The following is a 21984-nucleotide window of genomic DNA, read 5'->3' as shown; positions in this document are numbered from 1 at the left end:
CAAGCGTAGATCGGCCATCAGACCATCAGGTGCGTATCCAGTAGGTTCGCATCCGGGCGACACGAAGGAGAAGGATGAACGGGCATGTGCTGCGCATGGACGGCGTGGGAGTGCGCCGCGGGTCCGCGGAGCTGCTGCGCGACGTGGACTGGGCCGTCGAGGCCGAGGACCGCTGGGTCATCGTCGGCCCCAACGGGGCGGGCAAGACCACGCTGCTGCGGATCGCCGCCGCGCAGCTCTTCCCCACCAGGGGGACGGTGGAGATCCTCGATGAGCGGCTCGGCGCCGTCGACGTCTTCGAGCTGCGGCCGCTCATCGGGTTCGCCAGCGCCGCGGTGATCAACCAGGTGCCCGACTCCGAGAAGGTCGCCGATCTCGTGATCAGCGCCTCCTACGGGTTCCTCGGCCGGTGGCGGGAGGAGTACGGGGCCCCCGACCACGACCGGGCGCGGGCGCTGCTGGCCCAGTGGGGGGCCGCGCACCTGGCCGAGCGCAGGTTCGGCACGCTGTCGGAGGGAGAGCGCAAGCGCGTGCAGATCGCGCGCTCGGTCATGGCCGACCCCGAGCTGCTGCTGCTCGACGAGCCCGCGGCAGGCCTGGACCTGGGCGGCAGGGAGGACCTGGTGGGCCGGCTCAGCGCGCTGGCCACCGACGCGGATTCCCCCGCTCTCGTTCTCGTCACCCACCACGTGGAGGAGATCCCGCCGGGCTTCACCCACGGGCTGCTGATGCGGGAGGGGCGCGTGATCGGGGCCGGCCCGCTGGAGCGCGTCATGACCGCCGACCTCCTCAGCGAGACGTTCGGTCTGCCGCTGAAGGTGGAGCGCGACGACGACCGCTGGTACGCGCGGGCCGTCTGACCCCCTCCGGCCCGACCTGTACCGGTTCTTCGAGAAACCCGCGATCCGGCTGGCCGGAATTTCGGGCATTGTCCGCATCCGGCCAGGACCGCGATGTTTGCCCCGAGGTCAGGGGCGATTCCGCAAACGGCGTGATCCGCGGGGTTTTATGATCACCGCGTGGTCGTCCGTCGCCTTCCGGGGCGGAGGTCCACGGTCCTGTGACGCCCCCGGTGGGGACGGCCCCACCCACTGACAGGAGAGCCGGAGCCGCCCGTGCTGACCGCCGTAATCATCGTCGTGATCTTCGTGGCGATCCTGCTCGTCATCGGCGTGCGCAGCGTGCGCATCGTTCCGCAGGCCGAGCAGGACGTCGTCGAGCGCTTCGGCCGCTACCACCGCACGCTGAAGTCGGGCTTCAACATCGTCGTCCCGTTCGTCGACAACATCCGCGAGCGCATCGACATGCGGGACCAGGTCGTCAGCTTCCCGCCGCAGGCCGCCATCACCCAGGACAACCTGTCGGTCAACGTCGACACGGTGGTCTACTACCGGGTGACCAACGTCTACGACGCCACCTACAAGGTCGCCAACTTCATCACCGCTGTGGAGCAGCTCTCCTCGGCGACGCTGCGCAACGTCATCGGCGGCATGGACCTGGAGCAGACGCTGACCTCGCGCGACCAGATCAACCGGGAGCTGCGCTCGGTGCTGGACGAGGCCACCGCTGAGTGGGGCATCAAGGTCAGCCGGGTGGAGCTGAAGGCGATCGACCCGTCGGAGTCCATCCAGGAGGCCATGGAGAAGCAGATGCGCGCCGACCGGGACAAGCGCGCGCAGATCCTGCAGGCCGAGGGCGAGAAGCAGTCGGCCATCCTGCGGGCCGAGGGTGAGAAGTCGTCGGCGGTGCTGCGCGCCCGCGGTTCGGCCGAGGCCGAGACCGTGCGGGCCAAGGCCGATGCCGAGGCGATGACGCTGCGCGCCCGCGGCGAGGCCGACGCCATCGCCATGGTCTTCAAGGCTCTGCACTCGGGCAAGGTCAGCCAGGAGCTGCTGGCCTACCAGTACCTGCAGAAGCTGCCGGAGATCGCCCGGGGCGACGCCAACAAGGTGTGGATCGTGCCCTCGGAGATGGGCAAGGCGCTGGAGGGCATCGGCGGCTTCTTCGAGGCGGTCCGCGACGGCGGGGCGCCCGACGGCCGCGGCGCCGACCCCGGCGAGCGGCCGGAGGCGCCCGGCGACGATCCGGAACCCGTCGTGGACCTGGAGGGACGCGGCTACGGCAGGCCGCCCGTGCTCGACGACTAGGTCGTCGGTGGGAATCGGAGGTGTGCCACAGGGGTTCGTCGGCCACCGCATGACGTGGGAAGGCCGCCGTCAGCGCGCCGGCGCCGGCGGTGTGAAAGGTCACGCCGTATCCGCCCGTGCCGGTCGCCCGCCACGGGCGGCCGGGGCCTTGAGCGGCGGGAGTCCCGCGCCCTTCCGCGTCGCCGGAGGCTGCGCGCCTGACAACAGCCCCACCAGGCTCGCAGTGGTCCGGCAGGGCCTGGAGGCGATCCCCGCCCCCTCCCCATCAACGATCCAGGGTCCGCAGCGGCCGGGGCCCGCGGCGGGCGACCGCCGGCCCGCGGTCGCGGCGTGAAACAGTAGGCCATGTGAATCCCACCAGCACCGTGTTCGTAGACTGTATGCATCGCCGGGCGGGCTGACCTGTCCCCGAAAGCAAAGGTTACGGATGACTTGGTGGGAGGCGCTCGCCATTCTGGTGGCGGGCATGGGCGCGGGCGGCATCAACGCGGTCGTCGGGTCCGGGACGCTGTTCACGTTCCCGGTCCTGCTGGCGCTCGGATACCCGCCCGTGACGGCCACGATCTCCAACAGCATCGGCCTGGCGCCCGGATCGCTCACGGGCGCGATCGGCTACCGCAGGGAGCTGAAGGGGCAGCGGACCCGGCTGCTGCGCTTCGGCGGCATGTCGCTCCTCGGCGCGGTCACCGGCGGCACGCTCCTGCTCAACCTGCCCGAGGACGTGTTCGAGACCGTCGTCCCGGTCCTCATCGCACTGGCCTGCGTGCTGATCGTGGCGCAGCCCAAGATCAACGCCTGGATGCGCAGGAGGCGCCCTGCGCGGCCCAACGGCGGCCCGCTGCTGCCGTTCGGCGTCTACGGCGCCGGCGTCTACGGCGGCTACTTCGCCGCGGCCCAGGGCATCGTCCTGATCAGCCTGATGGGCGCCTCCCTGGACGAGGAGCTGCAGCGCATCAACGCCCTGAAGAACGTGCTGGCCTTCATCGTCAACGCGACCGCCGCGGCCTTCTACATCGTCTTCGCCGACCCCGCGTGGCCGGTGGTCGGCCTCATCGCGGGCGGCTCGGTCATCGGCGGCTACATCGGCGCGCGCTTCGGCCGCAGACTCAAGCCGCTCGCGCTGCGGATCCTCATCGTGGTCGTCGGGTTGACCGCCGCCGCGCAGCTGGTCGCCGACGCGGTCACCTGACGGCCGCCGGCCCGATCACCGCGGAGTCGTCGGCGCCCCCCGGCCGGAGGCCTTGGACCGGGTGAAGTACCCCCGCCGCTCGGCGTCGTCGATCAGGGCGGTGGCGTAGGAGCCCAGCGCGTCGGAGCCCTCGGAGATGATCCGGACCTTCTCCATCACCTGCGCCTTGGATACCCCGTACTGCACCCACGTGCCGCCGTCGGTGTGCCAGTTGGCGAGCATGGGGGCGAGCCGGTCGACGGCCTTGGCGAAGCGGGCCTCAGCGGTCTCCCTGGCCTCGAACTCCTCCCACAGCCCCCGCATGTGGTCGGCCTGGTCCTTGGGCAGCAGCGCGTAGAGGCGGTCGGCCGCGGCGCGCTCGCGCTCGGCCTGGGACCGCGACATCAGCGAGTCGTAGACGAAGGTGTCACCCGCGTCGATCTCGACGATGTCGTGCACCAGCAGGAGCTGGACCACATGGTCGATGTCGGTGCCGGGCGGCGCGTGCTCGGCGAACACCCGGGCGATCAGGGCCAGGTGCCAGGAGTGCTCGGCGTCGTTCTCCCTGCGGGAGCCGTCGACGAGCAGGTTGCGGCGCAGAATCCGCTTGAGCTTGTCGGTTTCGAGGATGAACCGGAGCTGGGACGTGAGTCGTTCGTGATCGACCCCACTGGCATGGACCGGTGCCGGTTCAGTCACGTAAGTCGCCCTCCTAGAGAAGCTTGTCGCACACGGATCCCGCTGGGACGGCGCACGTCGCCGGGCCCGGACGGCGATAGGGGGCGCCGTGGCCGTCCGCGGCGGAGAAGACACGCGTGATTATCCACCACGTTAACCAAAACCAGGGGCGAATGCCCGGCCCACCATGGGGATGATCCCATGGAACGCGCACGGGCTGACGCGCAAGCGTCCACCAAGGGAGGCCACATGGAGCGACGGGTTAACGACCGGACACGACTGGTCGTCATCGGGGGCGACGCCGGGGGGATGAGCGCGGCCTCGCAGGCGCGCCGCCGGTGCGGGCCCGACGACCTGGAGATCGTCGCGCTGGAACGCGGCGACCACACCTCCTACTCGGCGTGCGGCATCCCCTACCTGGTCGGGGGGACCGTGCCGAGCGCGGACGAGCTGATCGCCCGCGACCCCGCCACCTTCATCCGCGACCACGCGATCGACGTGCGCACCGGGACCGAGGCGACCGACGTCGACCTGGACCGCCGCGTCGTCCGCACGGTGGACGCGCAGGGGGCGGAGCGCGAAGAGCGCTTCGACCGGCTCATGATCGCCACCGGGGCGGTGCCGATCCGCCCCGACTGGCCCGGCTCCGACGCCGAAGGGATCTTCGGCGTGCAGACCCTGGCCGACGGCATCCGGGTGCGCGAGTACGTCGACGAGCGGCGGCCGCGCCGCGCCGTCGTGGTGGGGGGCGGCTACATCGGCCTGGAGATGGCCGAGGCGTTCCTGGAGCGCGGCATGCGGGTGGACCTGGTCGAGGCGGCCCCGGAACCGATGGGCACGCTCGACCCCGACATGGGCCGGCTGGTGCGCGAGGCCGTGTGCGCGATGGGGGTGGAATTCCACCCCGGCGCGAAGGTGACCGGCTTCGAGACGGCGGGCGGCCGGGTCAGTGCGGTGGTGACCGAGCAGGCGGTCCACGAGGCCGACATCGTGGTCCTCGGCATGGGCGTGCGCCCCGACAGCGACCTGGCCCGCAGGGCGGGACTGCGGATCGGGCCGACCGGCGGCATCGCGGTGGACCGGCGGATGCGCACCTCCGCGTCCGACGTGTGGGCCGCGGGGGACTGCGTGGAGACGTTCCACCGCGTCTCGCGCGCGCCCGTCGCGATCGCGCTCGGCACCCACGCCAACAAGCAGGGGCGGGTCGCCGGCACCAACATCGGCGGCGGCTACGCCCACTTCGCCGGTGTCGTCGGCACCGCGATCACCAAGATCTGCGGCCTGGAGGTGTCGCGCACGGGCCTCAACGAGAAGGAGGCGCAGCGGGCCGGGTTCGAGTTCGAGACCGTCACGGTGGAGTCCACCACCCGCGCCGGCTACTACCCGGGTGCCACGACCATGTGCCTCAAGCTCCTCGCCGAACGCCGGACCGGCCGGCTGCTGGGCGGCCAGATCGTCGGGAGGGAGAACGCGGGCAAGCGCGTGGACGTGCTCGCCACGGCGCTGTGGAACGACATGTCCGTCGAGGAGGTCTCCGGCATGGACCTCGGCTACGCCCCGCCGTTCTCCCCGGTCTGGGACCCCGTCCTGATCGCGGCCCGCAAGCTGAGCGAGAAGACCGAGGCGTCCCCGGGCTAGTGTTCCGAGTCGCTGATTCGGTGAAGGTATGCGGTGATGGCCGCGAAGATCTCCTCGGCGCTCTTGGTCCACACGAGCGGACGTGGATCCTCGTTGTAGTCGGCGATCCAGGACTGCAGCGCCGGCTCCAGCTCTGTGACCGAGGTGCAGGTGCCCCGCCGGATCCGCGACACCGCGGTCCGGTTCAGCCCGCTCTGCCGCGCCATCGGTCCTTACGGTTCACCGGGGCGGTTCACTCCCGCCAGGCGGCTGCGCGGCGATCCGGTTGAGGACCGCGACGTGCTGTCTGAAGGCGTCGTGGCCGGCGGAGGTGAGCGAGACCCACGTGGTGGTGCGCCGCCCGATCTGCCCCTTGCGGATGGCCGCGTATCCGGCCTTCTCCAACGTCGTCAGGTGCTGGGACAGCGCCGAGTCGCTGACCTCGACCGTGTCGCGGATGAACCGGAACTCGGCGCGTTCCACCGCCGAGAGCGTCGCCACGATCGAGAACCGCACCGGGGAGTGGATCACCGGGTCCAGTTCGTGGCGCAGATGACTCATGAGCGCCGTCCGGTGACGGCCGCGGCGAAGAACGGACCGGAGAACCACCGGCTCGCCCGCCGCGCCCGCGCTCGCAGCCGGTCGGCCTCCGCCGGCGCCTTCCGCGCCCGCCGTCGCTCTTCTTCGCTCACCACACCCGTCCTTTCGAACCACTCACGTACTTTAGCGGCTATAAAGTACGTGACTGCAGGAGAAAACCCACTCATCGGATCGGCGGACGCGGAGCAGCTCACGCTCCGCCGACCGCACATGAGCGCCAGGTGAACATTGGGGGGCGCGGCGGTTCGTTGACCGACCTCGGCACGCGGCACCGGAGACGGGCCGAGTACCTTAGAGCACGTCATGATTCTTCCGAATTCCACGCTCCTGGTAACGGTGACCGGACGCGACCGTCCCGGCGTGAGCGCGCGGTTGCTGAGCACCCTGTCGGTCTTCCCCGTCACCCTCGCCGACCTCGAACAGGTCGTCATCGGCGGTCGCCTCGTCCTCGGCGCACTGCTGTCGGTCGACGACCGGGTCGCGCCCGGCGTCAGCCGCGACCGCGTGTTCGAAGAGGTCCGCAGCGCGATCGAGAAGACCGTCGTCGACCTCGGCATGCAGGTGGAGTGCTCCGACGGCAACGGCCGCGTGAGCGCCGCCGGAACCGGGAAGCTGCACGTCACGATCCTCGCGAATCCACTGCGTCCGGGCGCGCTCGGCGCGATCGCCTCGTGCGTGGCGCGCGCCGGGGCCAACATCGACCGCATCGAACGGCTCGCGAGCTACCCGGTGACCTCGATCGAGCTCGTGGTCTCCGGCGCCGACACCGAGCAGCTCCGCGCGGACCTGGCCATGGAGGCCGCCACCCAGTCGATCGACGTCGCCGTCCAGCCCAGCGGCCTGCACCGGCGGGGCAAGCACCTGGTCGTGATGGACGTCGACTCCACCCTGATCCAGGGCGAGGTCATCGAGCTGCTGGCCGAGCACGCCGGATGCGCCGAGGAGGTCGCGCGGGTCACAGCGGAGGCCATGCGCGGCGAACTGGACTTCGAGGAGTCCCTGCGGCGCCGCGTCGCGCTGCTCAAGGGCCTCGACGCGAGCGCACTCGACGACGTCAGGGAGAAGCTGGTGCTGACCCCGGGCGCCCGGACCCTGGTGCGCACGCTCAAGCGGCTCGGCTACGAGTGCGCCATCGTCAGCGGCGGATTCTCCCAGGTCACCGATGCGCTCGTGGAGCGGCTCGGCATCGACCACTCCGCGGCGAACACGCTGGAGATCGTCGACGGCAGGCTCACCGGCGGCCTGGTCGGGCCGATCATCGACCGCAAGGGCAAGGCCACCGCGCTGGAGCGCTTCGCCGCCGAGGCGGGGGTGCCGCTCACCCAGACCGTGGCCATCGGCGACGGAGCCAACGACCTGGACATGCTCCAGACGGCAGGCCTCGGCGTGGCGTTCAACGCCAAACCGCTGGTCCGCGAGCAGGCCGACACCTCGGTGAGCGTGCCCTACCTGGACACCATCGTGTTCCTGCTCGGCGTCTCCCGCGAAGAGATCGAGGCCGCCGACCGGAAGGACGAGGTCTAGGTCAGGATCCGGCCGGTCCCGGTGCCGGGGGCGGCGTAGAGCCACTCCACGTCGAGGTCGGCCACCGCGATGCTCGCCGGCGGAAACGCGACGACGCCGCCGATGAAGGCCGCGGCGAGCTGGGCCGCGGTCGGATTGTGTCCGACGACCATGAGCGTGCCGACGTCGGCGCCGACCAACCCGATCAGCTCGAACATGGCGTCGAGGCCCGCGGAGTAGGCCGCCGGTTCGAAGTCCACCGTCGGCTCGCCCGGCAGTCCCGCTGCCACCAGCTCCCAGGTCTGCCTGGTGCGGCGGGCGGTGGAGCAGATGACGTGGTCCGGAACGAGCCCCTCCCCGGCCAGCAGCCTGCCGACCGCGGCGGCCTGGACGCGTCCCTTGCCCGTGAGTTCGCGATCGGCGTCGGAGGTCCCGATGCCGGGGTCGGCCTGGGCGTGCCGCAGGATGATCAGCCGCCCGCTCATGGCGCCAGCACCGTGGCCAGGATCGCGAGTACGGCGATGAACACGAACATGGTCCCGACGATGACGCCGAGACCCTTCATACCGGACATGGAGCCAAGTCTCCCACGCCCCGCGGCGGGGACGCAGGCGGCGCCCTGCTCCCGGGGAGCAGGGCGCCGCTGTCGGTCGGAGGCGGCCGGACGGCCGCCTCTCCTCAGTCCTTGCGGCCCTCGCTCAGCGGGGCCTGCTCCTTGCCGCCGTTCTCCGGCGACTTCCCGTTGGCGGCGGCCTGGGCCGGCTCGGCCCGCTGAGTCTCCAGCACGGGCCGGTCCTCCGGCGCGGCCGGAGCGCTCCTGGGCGTCTCGCCGGAGTCGGAGCGCCGCTTGGACCAGACGATCGCGCCCACGATGACCACCAGCGCGACCGCCGTGACGCCCACGCGCAGCACGGCGCTCTCGGCGTAGATCACCACGCTCGGCGCGATGATCAGCGCGACCAGGTTCATCACCTTGAGCAGCGGGTTGATCGCCGGGCCCGCGGTGTCCTTGAACGGGTCGCCCACGGTGTCGCCGATGACGGTCGCCTCGTGCGCCTCCGAGCCCTTGCCGCCGTGGTGGCCGTCCTCGACCAGCTTCTTGGCGTTGTCCCATGCGCCGCCGGAGTTGGCGAGGAACACCGCCATCAGCGCGCCGGCCGCGATCGCGCCGCCGAGGAACGCGCCGAGCGATGCGTAGCCGAGGGCGAAGCCCACCGCGATCGGGGTGAGCACGGCGAGCAGACCGGGGGTGATCAGCTCCCGCAGCGAGTCGCGGGTGCAGATGTCGACGACCCGGCCGTACTCGGGCTTCTCGGTGCCGTCCATGATCCCGGGCCGGGTGCGGAACTGCTCCCTGACCTCCTGCACCACCCGGCCGGCGGCGCGGCCGACCGCCATGATGGCCAGGCCGGAGAACAGGAACACCACCGAGGCGCCGATGATCACGCCGACGAGGACGTTGGGCTGGTCGATGGAGAGGCTGAACGTGTCGGCCCGGTCGCCCAGCGCGCCCTCCACCGAGGTCCGGAACGCGCCGAACAGGGCGGTGGCGGCGAGCACGGCCGTCGCGATCGCGATTCCCTTGGTGATCGCCTTGGTCGTGTTGCCGACGGCGTCCAGGCTGGTCAGAACATCGGCGCCCGGGCCCTCGACGTCACCGGACATCTCGGCGATGCCCTGGGCGTTGTCCGAGACCGGGCCGAAGGTGTCCATGGCGACGATCACGCCGACCGTGGTGAGCAGGCCGGTGCCGGCCAGCGCGACCGCGAAGAGGCTGATCGTGATGTTTCCGGCGCCGAGCAGGAACGCGCCGTAGACCGCGCCGGCGATGAGCAGCGCCGAGTACACGGCGGACTCCAGCCCGACCGAGATGCCCGAGAGGATCACCGTCGCGGCGCCGGTCTCGGAGCTCTCGCCGATGTCCTTGACCGGACGGCGGTTGGTCTCGGTGAAGTAGCCGGTCAGCAGTTGGATGGCGGCGGCGAGCACCAGCCCGATCAGCACCGCGCCGATCGCGATGTAGCGGGGGTTGCCGTCGAGGCCGGCGATCTCGTCGCTGACGCCGCTGAGGTCGGCGAAGCCGGTCGGCAGGTAGACGAAGGCGGTGCCGACCACGAGCACGGCGGAGATGACCGCCGAGATGAAGAAGCCGCGGTTGATGGCGGCCATGGCGTTCTTGTCGCGAGCCCTCGGCGCGACGACGAAGATGCCGATGATCGCCGTGATGACGCCGATCATGGGGACCAGCAGCGGGAAGACAAGGCCTTCCACGCCGAAGGCGACCCGGCCGAGGATCAGCGAGGCGACCAGCACCACGGCGTAGGACTCGAACAGGTCGGCCGCCATGCCGGCGCAGTCGCCGACGTTGTCGCCCACGTTGTCGGCGATGGTCGCGGCGTTGCGGGGATCGTCCTCGGGGATGCCCTGCTCGACCTTGCCGACCAGGTCGGCGCCCACGTCGGCGGCCTTGGTGAAGATGCCGCCGCCGACGCGCATGAACATGGCGAGCAGCGCGGCGCCGAAGCCGAAGCCCTCAAGCACGATCGGGGCGTCGCCGCGGTAGGCGAGCACCACGATGGCCGCGCCCAGCAGGCCGAGGCCGACGGTGAACATCCCGGCCACGCCGCCGGTGCGGAACGCGATCCGCATGGCCGCGTGCTCCCCCGCCTCCCGGGCCGCGGCGGCCACCCGCACGTTTCCGCGGACGGCCAGCCACATTCCGACGAACCCGGTCAGCGCGGAGAAGATCGCGCCCAGGGCGAAGAACAGGGAGCGGCCGTAGCGAACGGCCTCGGAATCGGCCGGAAGCAGCAGGAGCAGCAGAGGAATCGCGATGACGAAGACGATCAGGGTGCGGAATTGGCGTTTGAGGTACGCCGCCGCGCCTTCCTGAACGGCACGTGCGATGTTTTGCATTCGCTCGGTGCCCTGGTCCGCGGCCAGAACCTCGCGCACCAGGGCCCCCGCGACGGCGAGCGCGAGCAGCGCCACCGCCAGAACCACGATGACCAGCGTGAAGTTCAAGCCGTCCAGGGTGAGCGCCTGGCCGCTTTCGGCGGCGAGGTTGAGCCCAGTCAATCCGTCCTCCTTGAGACGGGCACGTTGCGGCCCCGCACGGTCGCGCACCGTCGTCCGGAGTGGACCCAGAAGGGTGGCCCGACGGCACGCACAGCAGGGTCTTGCGGGTGCCACCAGTTACGGATACAGCCCACCGCATCCGTTGCACCCAACGTCCACGGTGTGCCGGGATTCTACGCATCACCGTCTCAAAAAGAGAGGGCCGCGGGCCAACTTCCACGCCACACCTGGGATATGTGATCACTTGGTGATCTCTAAAGCGCGACAACTCCGTTTAGAGCAGGCAAGGTATTACATTCGATGCGATAAATAAACGGAACGGGTCATTAGCCATAAAGCGCACATAAAGCCCAGAAGATGACGTACGTCACATGCGTCACAGCACTGCGGGGCGGGGAGGAGGCGCCGGGCGGCGAAAACGCGCGGGCCCGGGCGGCGGGAGGATCCCCGTGTACACAGCAGAGCTGGGGCGGAACCGCTCCGGCCACCGGTCCGCCCCGATTGCGGACTACGCCACGCGCGCCTACGCGCTCCCCGACCGGGTCAGCCGCAGCGCGGCGGGATCCACCTCCGCCGCGGCGTCGGCCTCGATCCGGTCGGCGACGGCCCGGCCGTGGGCGGCCGCTCCGAGCGCGTCGACCCCGTGGGGCGCGTCGGCGCCGTAGGCCTCCACCCGGTCCGCGCCCCGCCGCAGCAGGCGGGCCGCGCCGGTCCGATTGCCCCGCTGGGCGTGCGTCAGTCCGACCGCGATCTGGGCCAGCCCGCGCCACAGCTCGCGCTCGTCCTCATCCGCGGCCTTCCAGACCGCCTCCAGCACCTCGTGGGCGTGGAAGGCGTAGCCGTCGCCGAGCAGCCGCTGCGCCTCGGCCAGCCCCTCCTGCGGCGTGAACACGGCGTCGTCCGGCACGCGGGGGACCCCGGGCACTCCGTGGGGCAGGGGGCGGCCGTAGCGGTCCCGCGGCCGCTGGTTCTGGGCACGCCCCTCGGGGTTGCGGTCCCGGAATGCACTCATCTCGCGCTCGCCCTCTCCATTCGTCGCCGTCGCCGCGCGCCCGCGGCGCCGCCTTCGGGGCCGGCCGGAGCGCTTCCGGCGCGGCACCCTTCAACGGCCCGGCCCCGGCCCCTTCCCAAGTCTGCCCCCGCAGGCCGCACGGGGTGCGGAGCGGGGGTGCGCTCAGGAGTCCGGTTCGCTGTCGTCGAGCCAGTCGGTCAGCAGCGAGCTGACCCGGTCCGGCTGCTCCTGGTGCGGGAAGTGCCCGGCCCCGTCGATCAGCCGCCAGCGGTAGGGGGCGTCGACGTAGCGGCCCGAGCCGCGCGCCGTCATCGGCAGCAGGAAGGGGTCGAGCGCGCCGTGGACGTGCAGCGTCGGCACGCCGATGGGACGGCGCATCCGGCGCATGTAGCGCTGCCCGTCGGGGCGCGCCTGCGAGCGGAAGAGCCAGCGGTGGTACTCCAGCGAGCAGTGCGCCACGCCGGGGATCTGGAAGGCGTCGCGGCACAGCCGCTCGGTGGCGGGGTCCGGCCAGTCGGGCCGCGACCACGCCCGCAGCATCCTGGCGACGAGCTCGGCGTCGTTGGCCACGAGCCGGCGCTCGGGCAGCACCGGCAGCTGGAAGCCGAGGAAGTGCCGACCGGCCCAGCCCTGGCCGGAGGCGAGCATGGAGCCGCGCAGCCGCAGGGGGTGCGGCATGGACAGCACGGCGAGGCGGCGCACCGACTTGGGAAAGTAGGCGCCCATCGTCCAGCCGAGCATGCCGCCGGTGGCGTGCCCGACCACGGCGGCGTTGGCCTCGCCCAGCGCGCGGACCAGTCCGGCGGCATCGGAGGCCAGGGTGACGAGGTCGTAGCCGCGCGGCGTCTTGTCGCTGGCGCCGTAGCCCCGCAGGTCGACGGCCACGGCCCGGTAACCCGACTCGGCGAGGGCGGTGAGCTGGTGGTGCCAGGTCCACCAGAACTGCGGGAACCCGTGCAGCAGCAGCACCAGCGGCCCGTCCCCCGCCTCGGCCACGTGGAACCGGGTCCCGGCGGCGCTCACCGTCCGGTGCGTCCACGGCCCGTCGACCAGCACGACCGATTCCTCAGGCATGGCCCGCCCCGAGGTTTCCGCGCATTTCGGCCCTAGGCGTCGGCCGGGCGTTCGCGCCGCAGCACCGCCATGGTCTTGGACATGGTCTCACCGGTGCGGGGCAGGCCCTTGAGCCGCTTGAGGTAGCGCGTTCCCGCGAAGACCAGGCCTCCGGCGACCAGCAGGTAGAACACGGTGACGATCAGGAAGGCCAGCCACGGGGCCAGCCCCAGCTCCCAGAGCCCCAGCCCGATGGTGATCGACGCGAGGACGAGGACGAGGTGCCCCAGGACCGCCGCGACGACGAACAGGCCTGACCCCTTGGCGACCTGGCGGGCGTCCCGGGCGATCTCCAGCTTGGCGAGTTCGATCTCCAGGCGCACCAACTGGGAGAGATTGCCGCCGGCCTCGGAGACGAGTTCGCCGAGCGAGTGCTCCGCCCCTTCGCGGTCCACCGGTTCCCGGCCACCCGACTTGGTCTCGGGCATCGAGGTGGCTCCCTTCATTCGGACGAACGTCCTTGGCATCCTTCCACATATCACCCGCCCCGGGCCCCTAACGCCTCCGGCAGCGGCGCGCCCCCGGTCCCGCGGGGCCGGGGGCGCGCCGATCGGGTGCGCGCGCCGGTCACTCCTCGCTCTTGGCTCCGGGGAGCTTCTCGGCGATGATGTCCATCACCGACGAGTCGGTGAGCGTCGAGACGTCACCGAGGCTGCGGTTCTCCGCGACGTCGCGCAGCAGCCGGCGCATGATCTTGCCGGAGCGCGTCTTCGGCAGCTCGGGGACCACCATGATCTGGCGCGGCTTGGCGATCGGGCCGAGCGAGGTGCCGACGTGGTCGCGCAACTCCTTGACCAGGCCCTCGCCGCCCTCGCCCACCTCACCGCGCAGGATCACGAAGGCCACGATGGCCTGGCCGGTGACCGGGTCGGTGGCGCCCGTGACCGCGGCCTCGGCGACCTTGGGGTGCGAGACCAGGGCGGACTCCACCTCGGTGGTGGAGATGTTGTGCCCGGACACCAGCATCACGTCGTCGACCCGGCCGAGCAGCCAGATGTCGCCGTCGGCGTCGCGCTTGGCGCCGTCACCCGGGAAGTACAGGCCCTCGAAGCGCGACCAGTAGGTCTCCTTGTAGCGCTCCGGGTCGCCCCAGATGCCGCGCAGCATGGCCGGCCACGGGTCTCGGACGACGATGAAGCCGCCGCCGCCGTCGGGCACCGACCGGGCCTGGTCGTCCACCACGTCGGCGGTGATGCCCGGGATCGGCCGCATCGCGGCGCCCGGCTTGCCCTCGGTGACGCCGGGCAGCGGCGACACCATGATCGCCCCGGTCTCGGTCTGCCACCAGGTGTCGACGACCGGTGTGCGGTCGCCGCCGATGTTCTTGCGGTACCAGGTGTAGGCCTCGGGGTTGATCGGCTCGCCGACCGACCCGAGCACCCGCAGGCTGGACAGGTCGTACTGGGCGGGGACGTCCTCGCCCCACTTCATGAACGTGCGGATCGCCGTCGGCGCCATGTAGGCGATGGTGACGCCGTACTTCTGCACGATCTCCCAGAAGCGGCCCTTGTGCGGGGTGTCGGGGGTGCCCTCGTACATGACCGACGTGGCGCCGTTGGAGAGCGGCCCGTAGACGATGTAGGAGTGGCCGGTGACCCAGCCGATGTCGGCCGCGGTCCAGAAGACGTCCGTCTCGGGCTTGAGGTCGAAGACGGCCCAGTGGGTGTAGGAGACCTGGGCGAGGTAGCCGCCCGTCGTGTGCAGGATGCCCTTCGGCTTGGCCGTGGTCCCGCTGGTGTACATGATGTAGAGCGGGTGCTCGGCGTCGTGCGCCTCGGCCTCGTGGGAGGTGCTCTGGCGTTCGACGGCGTCGTGCCACCAGACGTCGCGGCCCTCGGTCCACTCCACGTCCTGGCCGGTGCGGCGGACGACGAGGACGTGCCGCACGCCCGGCCGGTCCTGCACCGCGGCGTCCACGCTGGCCTTGAGGGCGCTGGGCTTGCCCCTGCGGTAGCCGCCGTCGGCGGTGATCACGACCTTGGCGTCGCTGTCGTCGATCCGGCTGCCCAGCGCGTCGACCGAGAAGCCGCCGAAGACCACCATGTGGGGGGCGCCGATGCGGGCGCACGCCAGCATGGCGACCACGGTCTCCGGGATCATCGGCATGTAGATGGCCACGCGGTCGCCCTTGGTCACGCCGAGTTCCAGCAGGGCGTTGGCCGCCTGGCAGACCATGTCCTTGAGCTGTGCGTAGGTGATGGTGCGGGTGTCACCGGGCTCGCCCTCCCAGTGGTAGGCGACCTTGTCACCGCTGCCGGCCTCGACGTGGCGGTCGACGCAGTTCACGGCCGCGTTGAGCGTGCCGCCGGTGAACCACTTGGCGAATGGGGGCTCCCACTCCAAAACGTTGTCCCAGGGGCGCTCCCACTGCAGCCGGCCCGCCTGCTCCTCCCAGAACCCGAGCCGGTCGGCGGCCGCGGTCTCGTAGGCGTCGGCCCGCACGTTCGCGTCGGCGGCCAGATCCGCGGGCGGCGGGAACCTCCGCGACTCCTGAAGAAGGTTGGACAGCGTCTCGTGTCCCGGCTCCTGTGGAGTCTCAGCCACTGTGGTGCTCCTTACTCTTTCGAGGATTCCCCTAATAAACCATGTGGTCGACACCACTCCATCAAGCGGGCGGCAGCGGTCACAAGTGGGTCGGCGCGCAGGTCAGGTGTTACCCGGACGTAGGCTTCGTAAGCGTGAGTGCTGGATCAGCCGACCCGCTGCTGCGGATCGCGGAACTTCCCGGGGTCGACGAGGCCGTTCAGGAGACGCGCGCCATCGTCGACCGACTTCTCGGCCACCGGGTGCTGCGCCGACGCAGCGCCGATGTCTCCATGGAGGCGGCGCTGCGCGGGGCGCGCGCCTCCGCTGTGCTGGAGGGCGCGGACGCCTCCCTGGAGCAGGTGCGCTCCGGCGAAAGCGACGACCCCCGCGTCAAGGGCGCCCTTCGGGTGTCGGGCGAGCTCGGCGGTCTGGTCGAGACCTGGCCGAAGGCCCCCCGGCAGGTGCTGGCCCGGCTGCACGTGCTGGCCGCGGCCGACGCCGTGCCGACCGACTCCATCGGTCGGCCGCGGCTGGACGGCGAGACCGCCGAGGACCCGCTCGGCATCGGCCCGGCGCCGGGCGCGGCGCTGGTGTCGGAGCGGATCGACGCCCTGAACGCGCTGCTGTCCGCGCGCGCCGCCGTCCCCGCGCTGGTGGTGAGCGCGATCGTGCACGGCGAACTGGTGGCGCTGCGCCCGTTCGGCTGGGGCGACGGCATCATCGCCAGGGCCGCCGAGCGGCTGACCCTGATCGAGCGGGGCCTGGACCCGAAGTCGCTGGTGCCCTCGGAGCTGGGGCACGCGGAACTCAGGGAGGAGTACGGTCCCGCGCTGCGCGGTTACCTCAGCGGGAAGGCCGACGGAATGGCGGAGTGGATCGTCTACTGCGCCCGCGCGGTGGCCGCCGGGGCGCGCGACTCGCTGGCGACGTGCGAGGCGCTCAAGCGGGGGTGACGGCCCCGTTCCCGGAGGGACGGGCGGAGAAAGACGCCGGTAGACGCCGACGACGCCCCGCCCGGCACCGGGGCCGGATCGGGGCGCCGCGGACACGTCACACCGGGCTAGCAAGCGTGCAACATATGTTGTCCGACCAGGGTGGACCTGATCTGGACGAGCCTCCCGCGGCTTGGTGACGCGTGGGTACCCGGCTGCCGTGTCCAGTGGGTCGAGCCCACCTTCTTCTTCCTTTCTACGCCGGTTCGCAACGCTTGGAAAGAGCCTCGTCGGGGGCTTTTTCACCCGAGTTCGCAAATCAGCGTGGTAACGTTGCGTATTATCCTTGTTACTTGCTCACGGACGCGTGAACGCGCGCCGCGAAGAGAGTCCCCACCATCGTCCCTCCGGCCCCGACCGCACAACGACGCGCGACCGGCGGCGAACGCGCTCCGACCGATCGCCGCATCCCATGCGCATGACGGACGCCCGCCTGATGTGTGACCATGACGGCGCCCGAACGCGCGCCGGTCGGCGCGCCCCCCAATGACCTCACCTGGATAACGGAGCCGGCTCTACCCCCCCGGAGCCGGACCGTGAAGACGGCCCCCGCTCTCCCCCCGGCGGGGGCCGTCGCCATCTTTGTCCACAGGCGCGAAATCCGCCTTTCCCATCCGGACCCGGTTGACCGACCGTGGAGGTGTCAGCTCCACCGACCGGAAGGCTCGCGATGGACGAACGCCCCAGTGGACCCCGCCGGCCGCGCACCCGGGCGAGGCCGGTCCGCCCGGCGCCCCGGGGAGACCGCTCCTCACCCGCCGGAGCCCCCGAAGCCCCGGCGCGGCCCCTGCTCGTCACCGACGACCCCGACCTGCTCGACGACCTGCTGCGCCTCGCCGCCGCGGCCGACGTCGAGGTCACGGTCGCGCACGCCGCGGCGCACGCGAGCCGGGAGTGGCCGCGCGCACCGCTCGTCGTCGTCGGCGCCGACCTCGTCGCTGCACTGGCCGATCTGGAGCCCGACCGGCACCCCAACGTCGTGGTGGCCGGATCCGGCTCCGCCGGCGCGCCCACCGGTGGCCGCACCTCCGGTGCCGACGAGCGGATATGGAACGCTGCGCTGCGCATCGGGGCGCGCGAGGTGCTCGCGGTTCCCGAGCGGGAGACGCGGCTGGTGGATCTGTTCGCCGAGGCCACCGAGGGCGGGCTGGAGCGGGCCCGCGTCGTGGCGGTGGTCGGCGGGCGGGGCGGGGCCGGCGCGAGCCTGCTCGCCGTCGCGCTGGCCCTTGCCGGGGAGCGGGCCCGGCTGCGCACCCTGCTGGTCGACGCCGATCCGCTCGGCAGCGGCCTGGACCTCCTCATCGGCGAGGAGCACGTGACCGGTACGCGCTGGGGCGAGCTCACGGCCCGCCAGGGCCGGATGAGCTGGCCGTCGCTGCACGGCGCCCTTCCGACGGTGCGCGGCCTGACCCTCCTGACCTGGGCGCGCGGTCCGGCGGCGCGGATTCCCGCACCCGCGATGCGCGCGGTGCTCGCCTCGGCGGTCCGGGGAACCGATCTGGTGGTCGCCGACCTCCCCCGAACGCTCGACGCCACGGCGCACGAGGTGCTGCGCCGCACCACCGTGGCGCTGCTGGCCGTGCCGGCCGACGTGCACGCGGTGATGTCGGCCTCGCGGATCGCCCCGATGCTGCGCGACCACGTGGCCGATCTCCGCCTGGTCGTCCGCGGGGCCTCTCCCGCAGGACTGCCCGCCGACGCCGTCGCGCTCTCCCTCGGCCTTCCCCTGGCCGGTGAACTCGCCGACGAACCCGGCATCGACCGCGCCCTCGAACGGGGAGAACCCCCCGCCGCCCGCCCCAGATCCCCGCTCGCGGCGTTCGGCGACGCGTTCGTCGCCCGCCTGCGCACCGACTCCGCGCGCCCGCCTCCCCGCCGATCCTGACCTGAGCCTGGTGAGGCTCGCGGAAGTTGGGTGGTGTGCTCGGCGCGGATCCTCTCCCGCCCTCTTCTCGTCGATCTTGACCTTGCGGAGGCTATTCAGACGTTTCAAGGGCCCATGACTTCAACGTGAGTTTCGGCCTCGGCCATCGGGGGTCGTGAAGCCTCAGCCGAAGGACGCAAGCCCGCGGTGACCGGGCGACGTTGCACGCCACCCCCAACCCCAGGGGGTCGCGAAACCTCAACCACAGGAGGGATCCGCGGTGGTTGGGCGATTTCCGTCCACGGGCCTTCGGCCACGCGAGAGAATCGCCCACCCGCACGCCATCCCTCCTGGGGCGGGCCTTCACGACCCCCTGGGGGCGAGGTTGAAACCCAAGGTCAAGACCGGCGCCAAAGGAGGCGCGGCGGGAGGGCATCCGCGCCTGGCCGGACCCACCGCCGCCCTCGCTGCCGCTTTTCGGTGCAGACCACCCGCTACCCGGCAGCGGACAAGGCCGCACAGCAGGGCCCGTCCTCCCCGAACCACCGGCAGCCGAATGCCCTGAAACCACCGGCCGCATCGGGCGGCCCGGTGCCGTCCGCCGCGCTTCACCGGATCGAGGTGCCCGTGTCCCCTCTTCCACCGCCCGCGCATTCCGCTCCGGCGCCCGCCCTGCTCGACGCCGTGCGCACCCGACTGGTCCGCGAGTCCGCGGAGCCCACTCCGGCGAGGGTGGCCTCGGCGGTGCGCGCCGAAGGCGGGGTACTCGGCGACGCCGAGGTCCTGGCGATCGTCCGGCTGCTGCGCGCCGACCTCGCCGGGGCCGGTCCGCTGGAGCCGCTCCTGGCCGACCCCGGCATCACCGACATCCTGGTCAACGGCCCCGGCCAGGTGTGGGTCGAAGGCGACTCCGGTCTTCGGCGCGCCGACGGAATCCGCTTCGCCGACGACGACGCGGTCCGCCGACTGGCCCAGCGCCTCGCCGCCCAGGCCGGTCGCCGACTCGACGCCGCGGCCCCCTGGGTCGATGCGCGGCTCCCCTCCGGCGCCCGGCTGCACGCGGTGCTGCCGCCCATCGCTCCCGAGGGCGTCTGCCTGTCGCTGCGGCTGCCGCGCCGGCGGGTGTTCTCGCTCGGCGAGCTGGTGGCCTCCGGCAGCCTGCCCCCGAACGGCGCGCGACTGCTGCGCGCGCTGGTCGCGTCCAGGTCGGCCTACCTGATCTGCGGCGGGACCGGCAGCGGGAAGACGACGCTGCTGTCGGCGCTGCTCTCCCTGGTCGGTCGGCACGAGCGGCTGGTGCTGGTGGAGGACTCCGCGGAGCTGCGGCCCGAGCACCCGCACGTGGTCCGGCTGCAGGCGCGCCCGCCCAACATCGAGGGCACCGGCGGCGTCAGCATGCACCAATTGGTGCGGCAGGCGCTGCGCATGCGCCCCGACCGCCTGGTGGTGGGAGAGGTCCGGGGCGCTGAAGTCGTCGACCTGCTCGCCGCCCTGAACACGGGGCACGAAGGCGGCTCAGGTACCGTCCACGCCAACGCGGCCGTCGACGTCCCCGCGCGCATCGAGGCGCTGGGCTGCGCCGCCGGGCTGAGCAGGGAGGCGGTGCACAGCCAGCTCGCCGCCACGCGCGCGCTGGTCGTGCACCTGGCCCGCGATCCCGGCGGTCCGCGCCGGGTGGCCGAGGTCTGCGTGCTGCGCCGCGATGCCTCGGGACTGGTCAGGGCGGTCCCGGCGATCACGTTCCGCGACGGTCGCGGCGGCGCCGAGCAGCCGGGATTCCCCGAACTCACCGAACGCCTGGGACCGTGGTGGCGCGACGCCGGCCCCGGGGAGCGCTGAGCCCGATGTCCACGGCGTCCGCATGGCTCGCCCTGCTCACCGGCCACGCCGGGTGGCTGGCGGCGCTCGGCGCCGCGGGCCTCGCCGCGGTTCGCGCGCTGCCCTCCGTCCCCGAGGCGCGGCTGCGAGCGCTGCGCCCGCGCGCCCCCGCGACGCGCCGCCCCCTCCCCGGCCTGTGGACATCGACCCGCGCCCGGATCGACGCCGCGTCGGGACGCGGCCGGGCCCGGTGGCGGAGCGCCGTCGTCGAGCTCTGCCGCGTCATGGCGGCGGAGCTGCGCGGCGGCCGGACGCCCGCCGACGCGCTGGGATCGGCGGTGGAGGAGCTCGACCCCGCGGTCGCCGCCGAACTCGCGGGCGCGGTGGCGGCCGCCCGCGGCGGCTTCGACCCCGGTCCCGCGCTGCGCGGCGCGGCGGCCCGTCCGGGCGCAGCGGGCCTGGGCTACCTCGCCGCCTGCTGGCAGGTCGCTTCGGGTACGGGAGGCGGCCTGGCCGACGTCGTGGAACGCCTGGCCGAGAGCCTCGCCCACGAAGAGGCCCGGCACCGGGAACTCGCCGCCAACCTCGCCGGCCCCCGCACGACCGCACTCCTGCTGGCCGCCCTGCCCGCGGCCGGCCTGCTGATGACGACCGCGCTGGGCGGCAACCCGCTGGCCTTCCTCTTCACCACCCCGGCGGGTCTGCTGTGCCTCCTCGCCGGCCTCTCCCTCAACGCCCTGGGGCTGTGGTGGACCCACCGCATGGTCCGCCGGGTCCTGATCGCCCTGGAGCCGCGGTGAGCCCCGGTTCATCCGCCCCCTCGCCCTCCTTCCTCGCACCGGGAGCCGCAGACCCATGGACCTGCTGCAACTGATGGCCGTCGCCGCGGCGGCGACGGCCGGCTGGCTGCTGACGGGAGACGGCCGTTCACCGGCCGAGCGGCGGCTCGCCGCGCTGCGCCCGGAACCGCGGCCGACTCCGGCGCGGCCCCCGCGACGCCCGGGGCCGGTCGTGCGCGGGCTGGTGGCGTGCGCGCCGCTGTGCACGCTCACGCTGATCCTCGGGTTCCCCGTCGGCGTACTCCTCGGTGCTGGAGCGGGCGGCGCGATCTGGTGGCGGCTGAACCGCGCCGACTCCGGTGCCGTCCGGGAACGGCGGGCGCGCGTGGTCGTCGGACTGCCGATCGCGGTGGATCTCCTGGCCGCGGGGGTGCGGTCGGGCTCCACCATGACCGACGCTCTGGACGCCGTCGCCGGGGCCGTGCGCGGGCCGCTCGGGACCGAGCTGAACGGCGTGGCCGAGCGGCTCCGGCTCGGCGCCGACCCGGCCGCCGCATGGCAGGAGCTGCGCGAACCCGCCGAGCTGGCCGCTCTGGGCCGCACACTCGCGCGCGCCGCCCGCACCGGCGCCCCCGTCGCCGATGTCCTGGAACGCCACTCCACCGACTGCCGCCGCGCCGCGGGCGCACGCACGCTCGCGCTCTCCCAGCGGCTCGGCGTGCTGGTGGTCATCCCACTGGGCCTGTGCTTCCTGCCGGCCTTCGCCCTCATCGGCGTGGTCCCCCTGGCCGCCGACCTCGTCTCCGGCCTGGCCCTGCCGTGAGCCCCGCGAGAAGTCCCCCGTTGACCTTGAGCTTCGGCCTCGGCCATCGGAGGTCGTGAAGCTCACCCCCGGGCCGGAGCCTCGCGGTGACCGGGGAACCATGCCCGCGGCCCTTGGCCATCGGGGGCTTGAACCTCGCCCCGGGGAGGGATCCGCGGTGACCGGGCGATCCTCCCGCGCGCCCTCCCTCCTGGGGCGGGCCTTAAAAACCCATTTGAGTTGAGGTCAAAACCCGAATTCACGACCGATGGTCGAGGCCGCGCAAT

At 72.4% G+C, this 21984-nt stretch carries 19 protein-coding genes; 10 read left to right on the top strand and 9 right to left on the bottom strand.

Features of this window, described 5'->3' with window-relative positions:
• The first annotated feature begins 74 nt into the window (after positions 1-74).
• The 3 genes from HDA32_RS00220 to HDA32_RS00210 all read left to right on the top strand — a co-directional run bounded on the left by HDA32_RS00220 (position 75) and on the right by HDA32_RS00210 (position 3336).
• Positions 75-860, top strand: coding sequence for an ABC transporter ATP-binding protein (locus tag HDA32_RS00220; RefSeq protein WP_179641240.1), 786 nt, complete (start codon positions 75-77; stop codon positions 858-860).
• Positions 861-1118: 258 nt separating this feature from the next.
• Positions 1119-2147: an SPFH domain-containing protein gene (locus HDA32_RS00215; protein ID WP_179646364.1), complete on the top strand. Its 1029-nt coding sequence runs from the start codon at positions 1119-1121 to the stop codon at positions 2145-2147.
• A gap of 427 nt (positions 2148-2574) precedes the next feature.
• Positions 2575-3336: a sulfite exporter TauE/SafE family protein gene (locus HDA32_RS00210; protein ID WP_179641239.1), complete on the top strand. Its 762-nt coding sequence runs from the start codon at positions 2575-2577 to the stop codon at positions 3334-3336.
• Between the two features lie 15 nt (positions 3337-3351).
• Here the strand turns inward: HDA32_RS00210 and HDA32_RS00205 are convergent, their stop codons facing one another.
• Positions 3352-4014: an HD domain-containing protein gene (locus HDA32_RS00205; RefSeq protein ID WP_179641238.1), complete on the bottom strand. Its 663-nt coding sequence runs from the start codon at positions 4012-4014 to the stop codon at positions 3352-3354.
• A gap of 228 nt (positions 4015-4242) precedes the next feature.
• On the opposite strand from HDA32_RS00205, the gene HDA32_RS00200 reads away from it, so the two are divergent.
• Positions 4243-5631 (top strand): FAD-dependent oxidoreductase, encoded by a 1389-nt coding sequence (locus HDA32_RS00200; RefSeq protein ID WP_179641237.1) that lies wholly within the window; start codon positions 4243-4245, stop codon positions 5629-5631.
• Here HDA32_RS00200 and HDA32_RS00195 read toward each other — a convergent pair.
• Positions 5628-5837, bottom strand: coding sequence for a hypothetical protein (locus HDA32_RS00195; RefSeq protein ID WP_179641236.1), 210 nt, complete (start codon positions 5835-5837; stop codon positions 5628-5630). The two genes, HDA32_RS00200 and HDA32_RS00195, sit on opposite strands and share 4 nt — an antisense overlap.
• A gap of 13 nt (positions 5838-5850) precedes the next feature.
• Positions 5851-6171, bottom strand: coding sequence for a winged helix-turn-helix domain-containing protein (locus tag HDA32_RS00190; RefSeq protein ID WP_179641235.1), 321 nt, complete (start codon positions 6169-6171; stop codon positions 5851-5853).
• Between the two features lie 342 nt (positions 6172-6513).
• Between HDA32_RS00190 and serB the strand changes: the two genes are divergently transcribed.
• Complete coding sequence (serB, locus tag HDA32_RS00185) at positions 6514-7734, top strand: phosphoserine phosphatase SerB (RefSeq protein WP_179641234.1); 1221 nt, start codon at positions 6514-6516, stop codon at positions 7732-7734.
• Here serB and HDA32_RS00180 read toward each other — a convergent pair.
• The 6 genes from HDA32_RS00180 to acs all read right to left on the bottom strand — a co-directional run bounded on the left by HDA32_RS00180 (position 7731) and on the right by acs (position 15460).
• On the bottom strand, positions 7731-8198 hold the full coding sequence (locus HDA32_RS00180) for a SixA phosphatase family protein (protein ID WP_179641233.1): 468 nt from the start codon (positions 8196-8198) through the stop codon (positions 7731-7733). The two genes, serB and HDA32_RS00180, sit on opposite strands and share 4 nt — an antisense overlap.
• A gap of 193 nt (positions 8199-8391) precedes the next feature.
• Positions 8392-10791, bottom strand: a complete 2400-nt coding sequence (locus tag HDA32_RS00175) for a sodium-translocating pyrophosphatase (protein ID WP_246334173.1) — start codon at positions 10789-10791, stop codon at positions 8392-8394.
• A gap of 523 nt (positions 10792-11314) precedes the next feature.
• Entirely contained in the window at positions 11315-11803 is a 489-nt protein-coding gene (locus tag HDA32_RS00170) for a DUF309 domain-containing protein (protein WP_179641232.1), read from the bottom strand.
• A gap of 162 nt (positions 11804-11965) precedes the next feature.
• Positions 11966-12877, bottom strand: coding sequence for an alpha/beta fold hydrolase (locus HDA32_RS00165; protein ID WP_179641231.1), 912 nt, complete (start codon positions 12875-12877; stop codon positions 11966-11968).
• Positions 12878-12909: 32 nt separating this feature from the next.
• Positions 12910-13344 carry a phage holin family protein gene (locus HDA32_RS00160; RefSeq protein ID WP_246334171.1) on the bottom strand — a complete coding sequence of 145 codons (435 nt, stop codon included), beginning with the start codon at positions 13342-13344 and terminating at the stop codon, positions 12910-12912.
• A 139-nt stretch (positions 13345-13483) separates the two neighbouring features.
• Positions 13484-15460, bottom strand: coding sequence for an acetate--CoA ligase (gene acs, locus HDA32_RS00155; protein WP_179641229.1), 1977 nt, complete (start codon positions 15458-15460; stop codon positions 13484-13486).
• A 134-nt stretch (positions 15461-15594) separates the two neighbouring features.
• Between acs and HDA32_RS00150 the strand changes: the two genes are divergently transcribed.
• The 5 genes from HDA32_RS00150 to HDA32_RS00130 all read left to right on the top strand — a co-directional run bounded on the left by HDA32_RS00150 (position 15595) and on the right by HDA32_RS00130 (position 21718).
• Positions 15595-16395, top strand: coding sequence for a Fic family protein (locus tag HDA32_RS00150; protein ID WP_179641228.1), 801 nt, complete (start codon positions 15595-15597; stop codon positions 16393-16395).
• 709 nt (positions 16396-17104) lie between these two features.
• A complete protein-coding gene (gene ssd / locus HDA32_RS00145; RefSeq protein WP_179641227.1) occupies positions 17105-18319 on the top strand; it encodes a septum site-determining protein Ssd in 1215 nt (404 codons plus the stop codon).
• 606 nt (positions 18320-18925) lie between these two features.
• On the top strand, positions 18926-20137 hold the full coding sequence (locus tag HDA32_RS00140) for a TadA family conjugal transfer-associated ATPase (RefSeq protein WP_312862979.1): 1212 nt from the start codon (positions 18926-18928) through the stop codon (positions 20135-20137).
• A gap of 5 nt (positions 20138-20142) precedes the next feature.
• A complete protein-coding gene (locus HDA32_RS00135) occupies positions 20143-20916 on the top strand; it encodes a type II secretion system F family protein (protein ID WP_179641225.1) in 774 nt (257 codons plus the stop codon).
• A 55-nt stretch (positions 20917-20971) separates the two neighbouring features.
• Positions 20972-21718: a type II secretion system F family protein gene (locus HDA32_RS00130; RefSeq protein WP_179641224.1), complete on the top strand. Its 747-nt coding sequence runs from the start codon at positions 20972-20974 to the stop codon at positions 21716-21718.
• Positions 21719-21984: the final 266 nt, after the last annotated feature.

It is taken from the genome of Spinactinospora alkalitolerans (genome assembly GCF_013408795.1).
GTDB lineage: Bacteria > Actinomycetota > Actinomycetes > Streptosporangiales > Streptosporangiaceae > Spinactinospora > Spinactinospora alkalitolerans.
The sequence above is the reverse complement of the archived record's forward strand: the minus strand, read 5'-3'. Positions and strand labels throughout refer to the sequence as shown.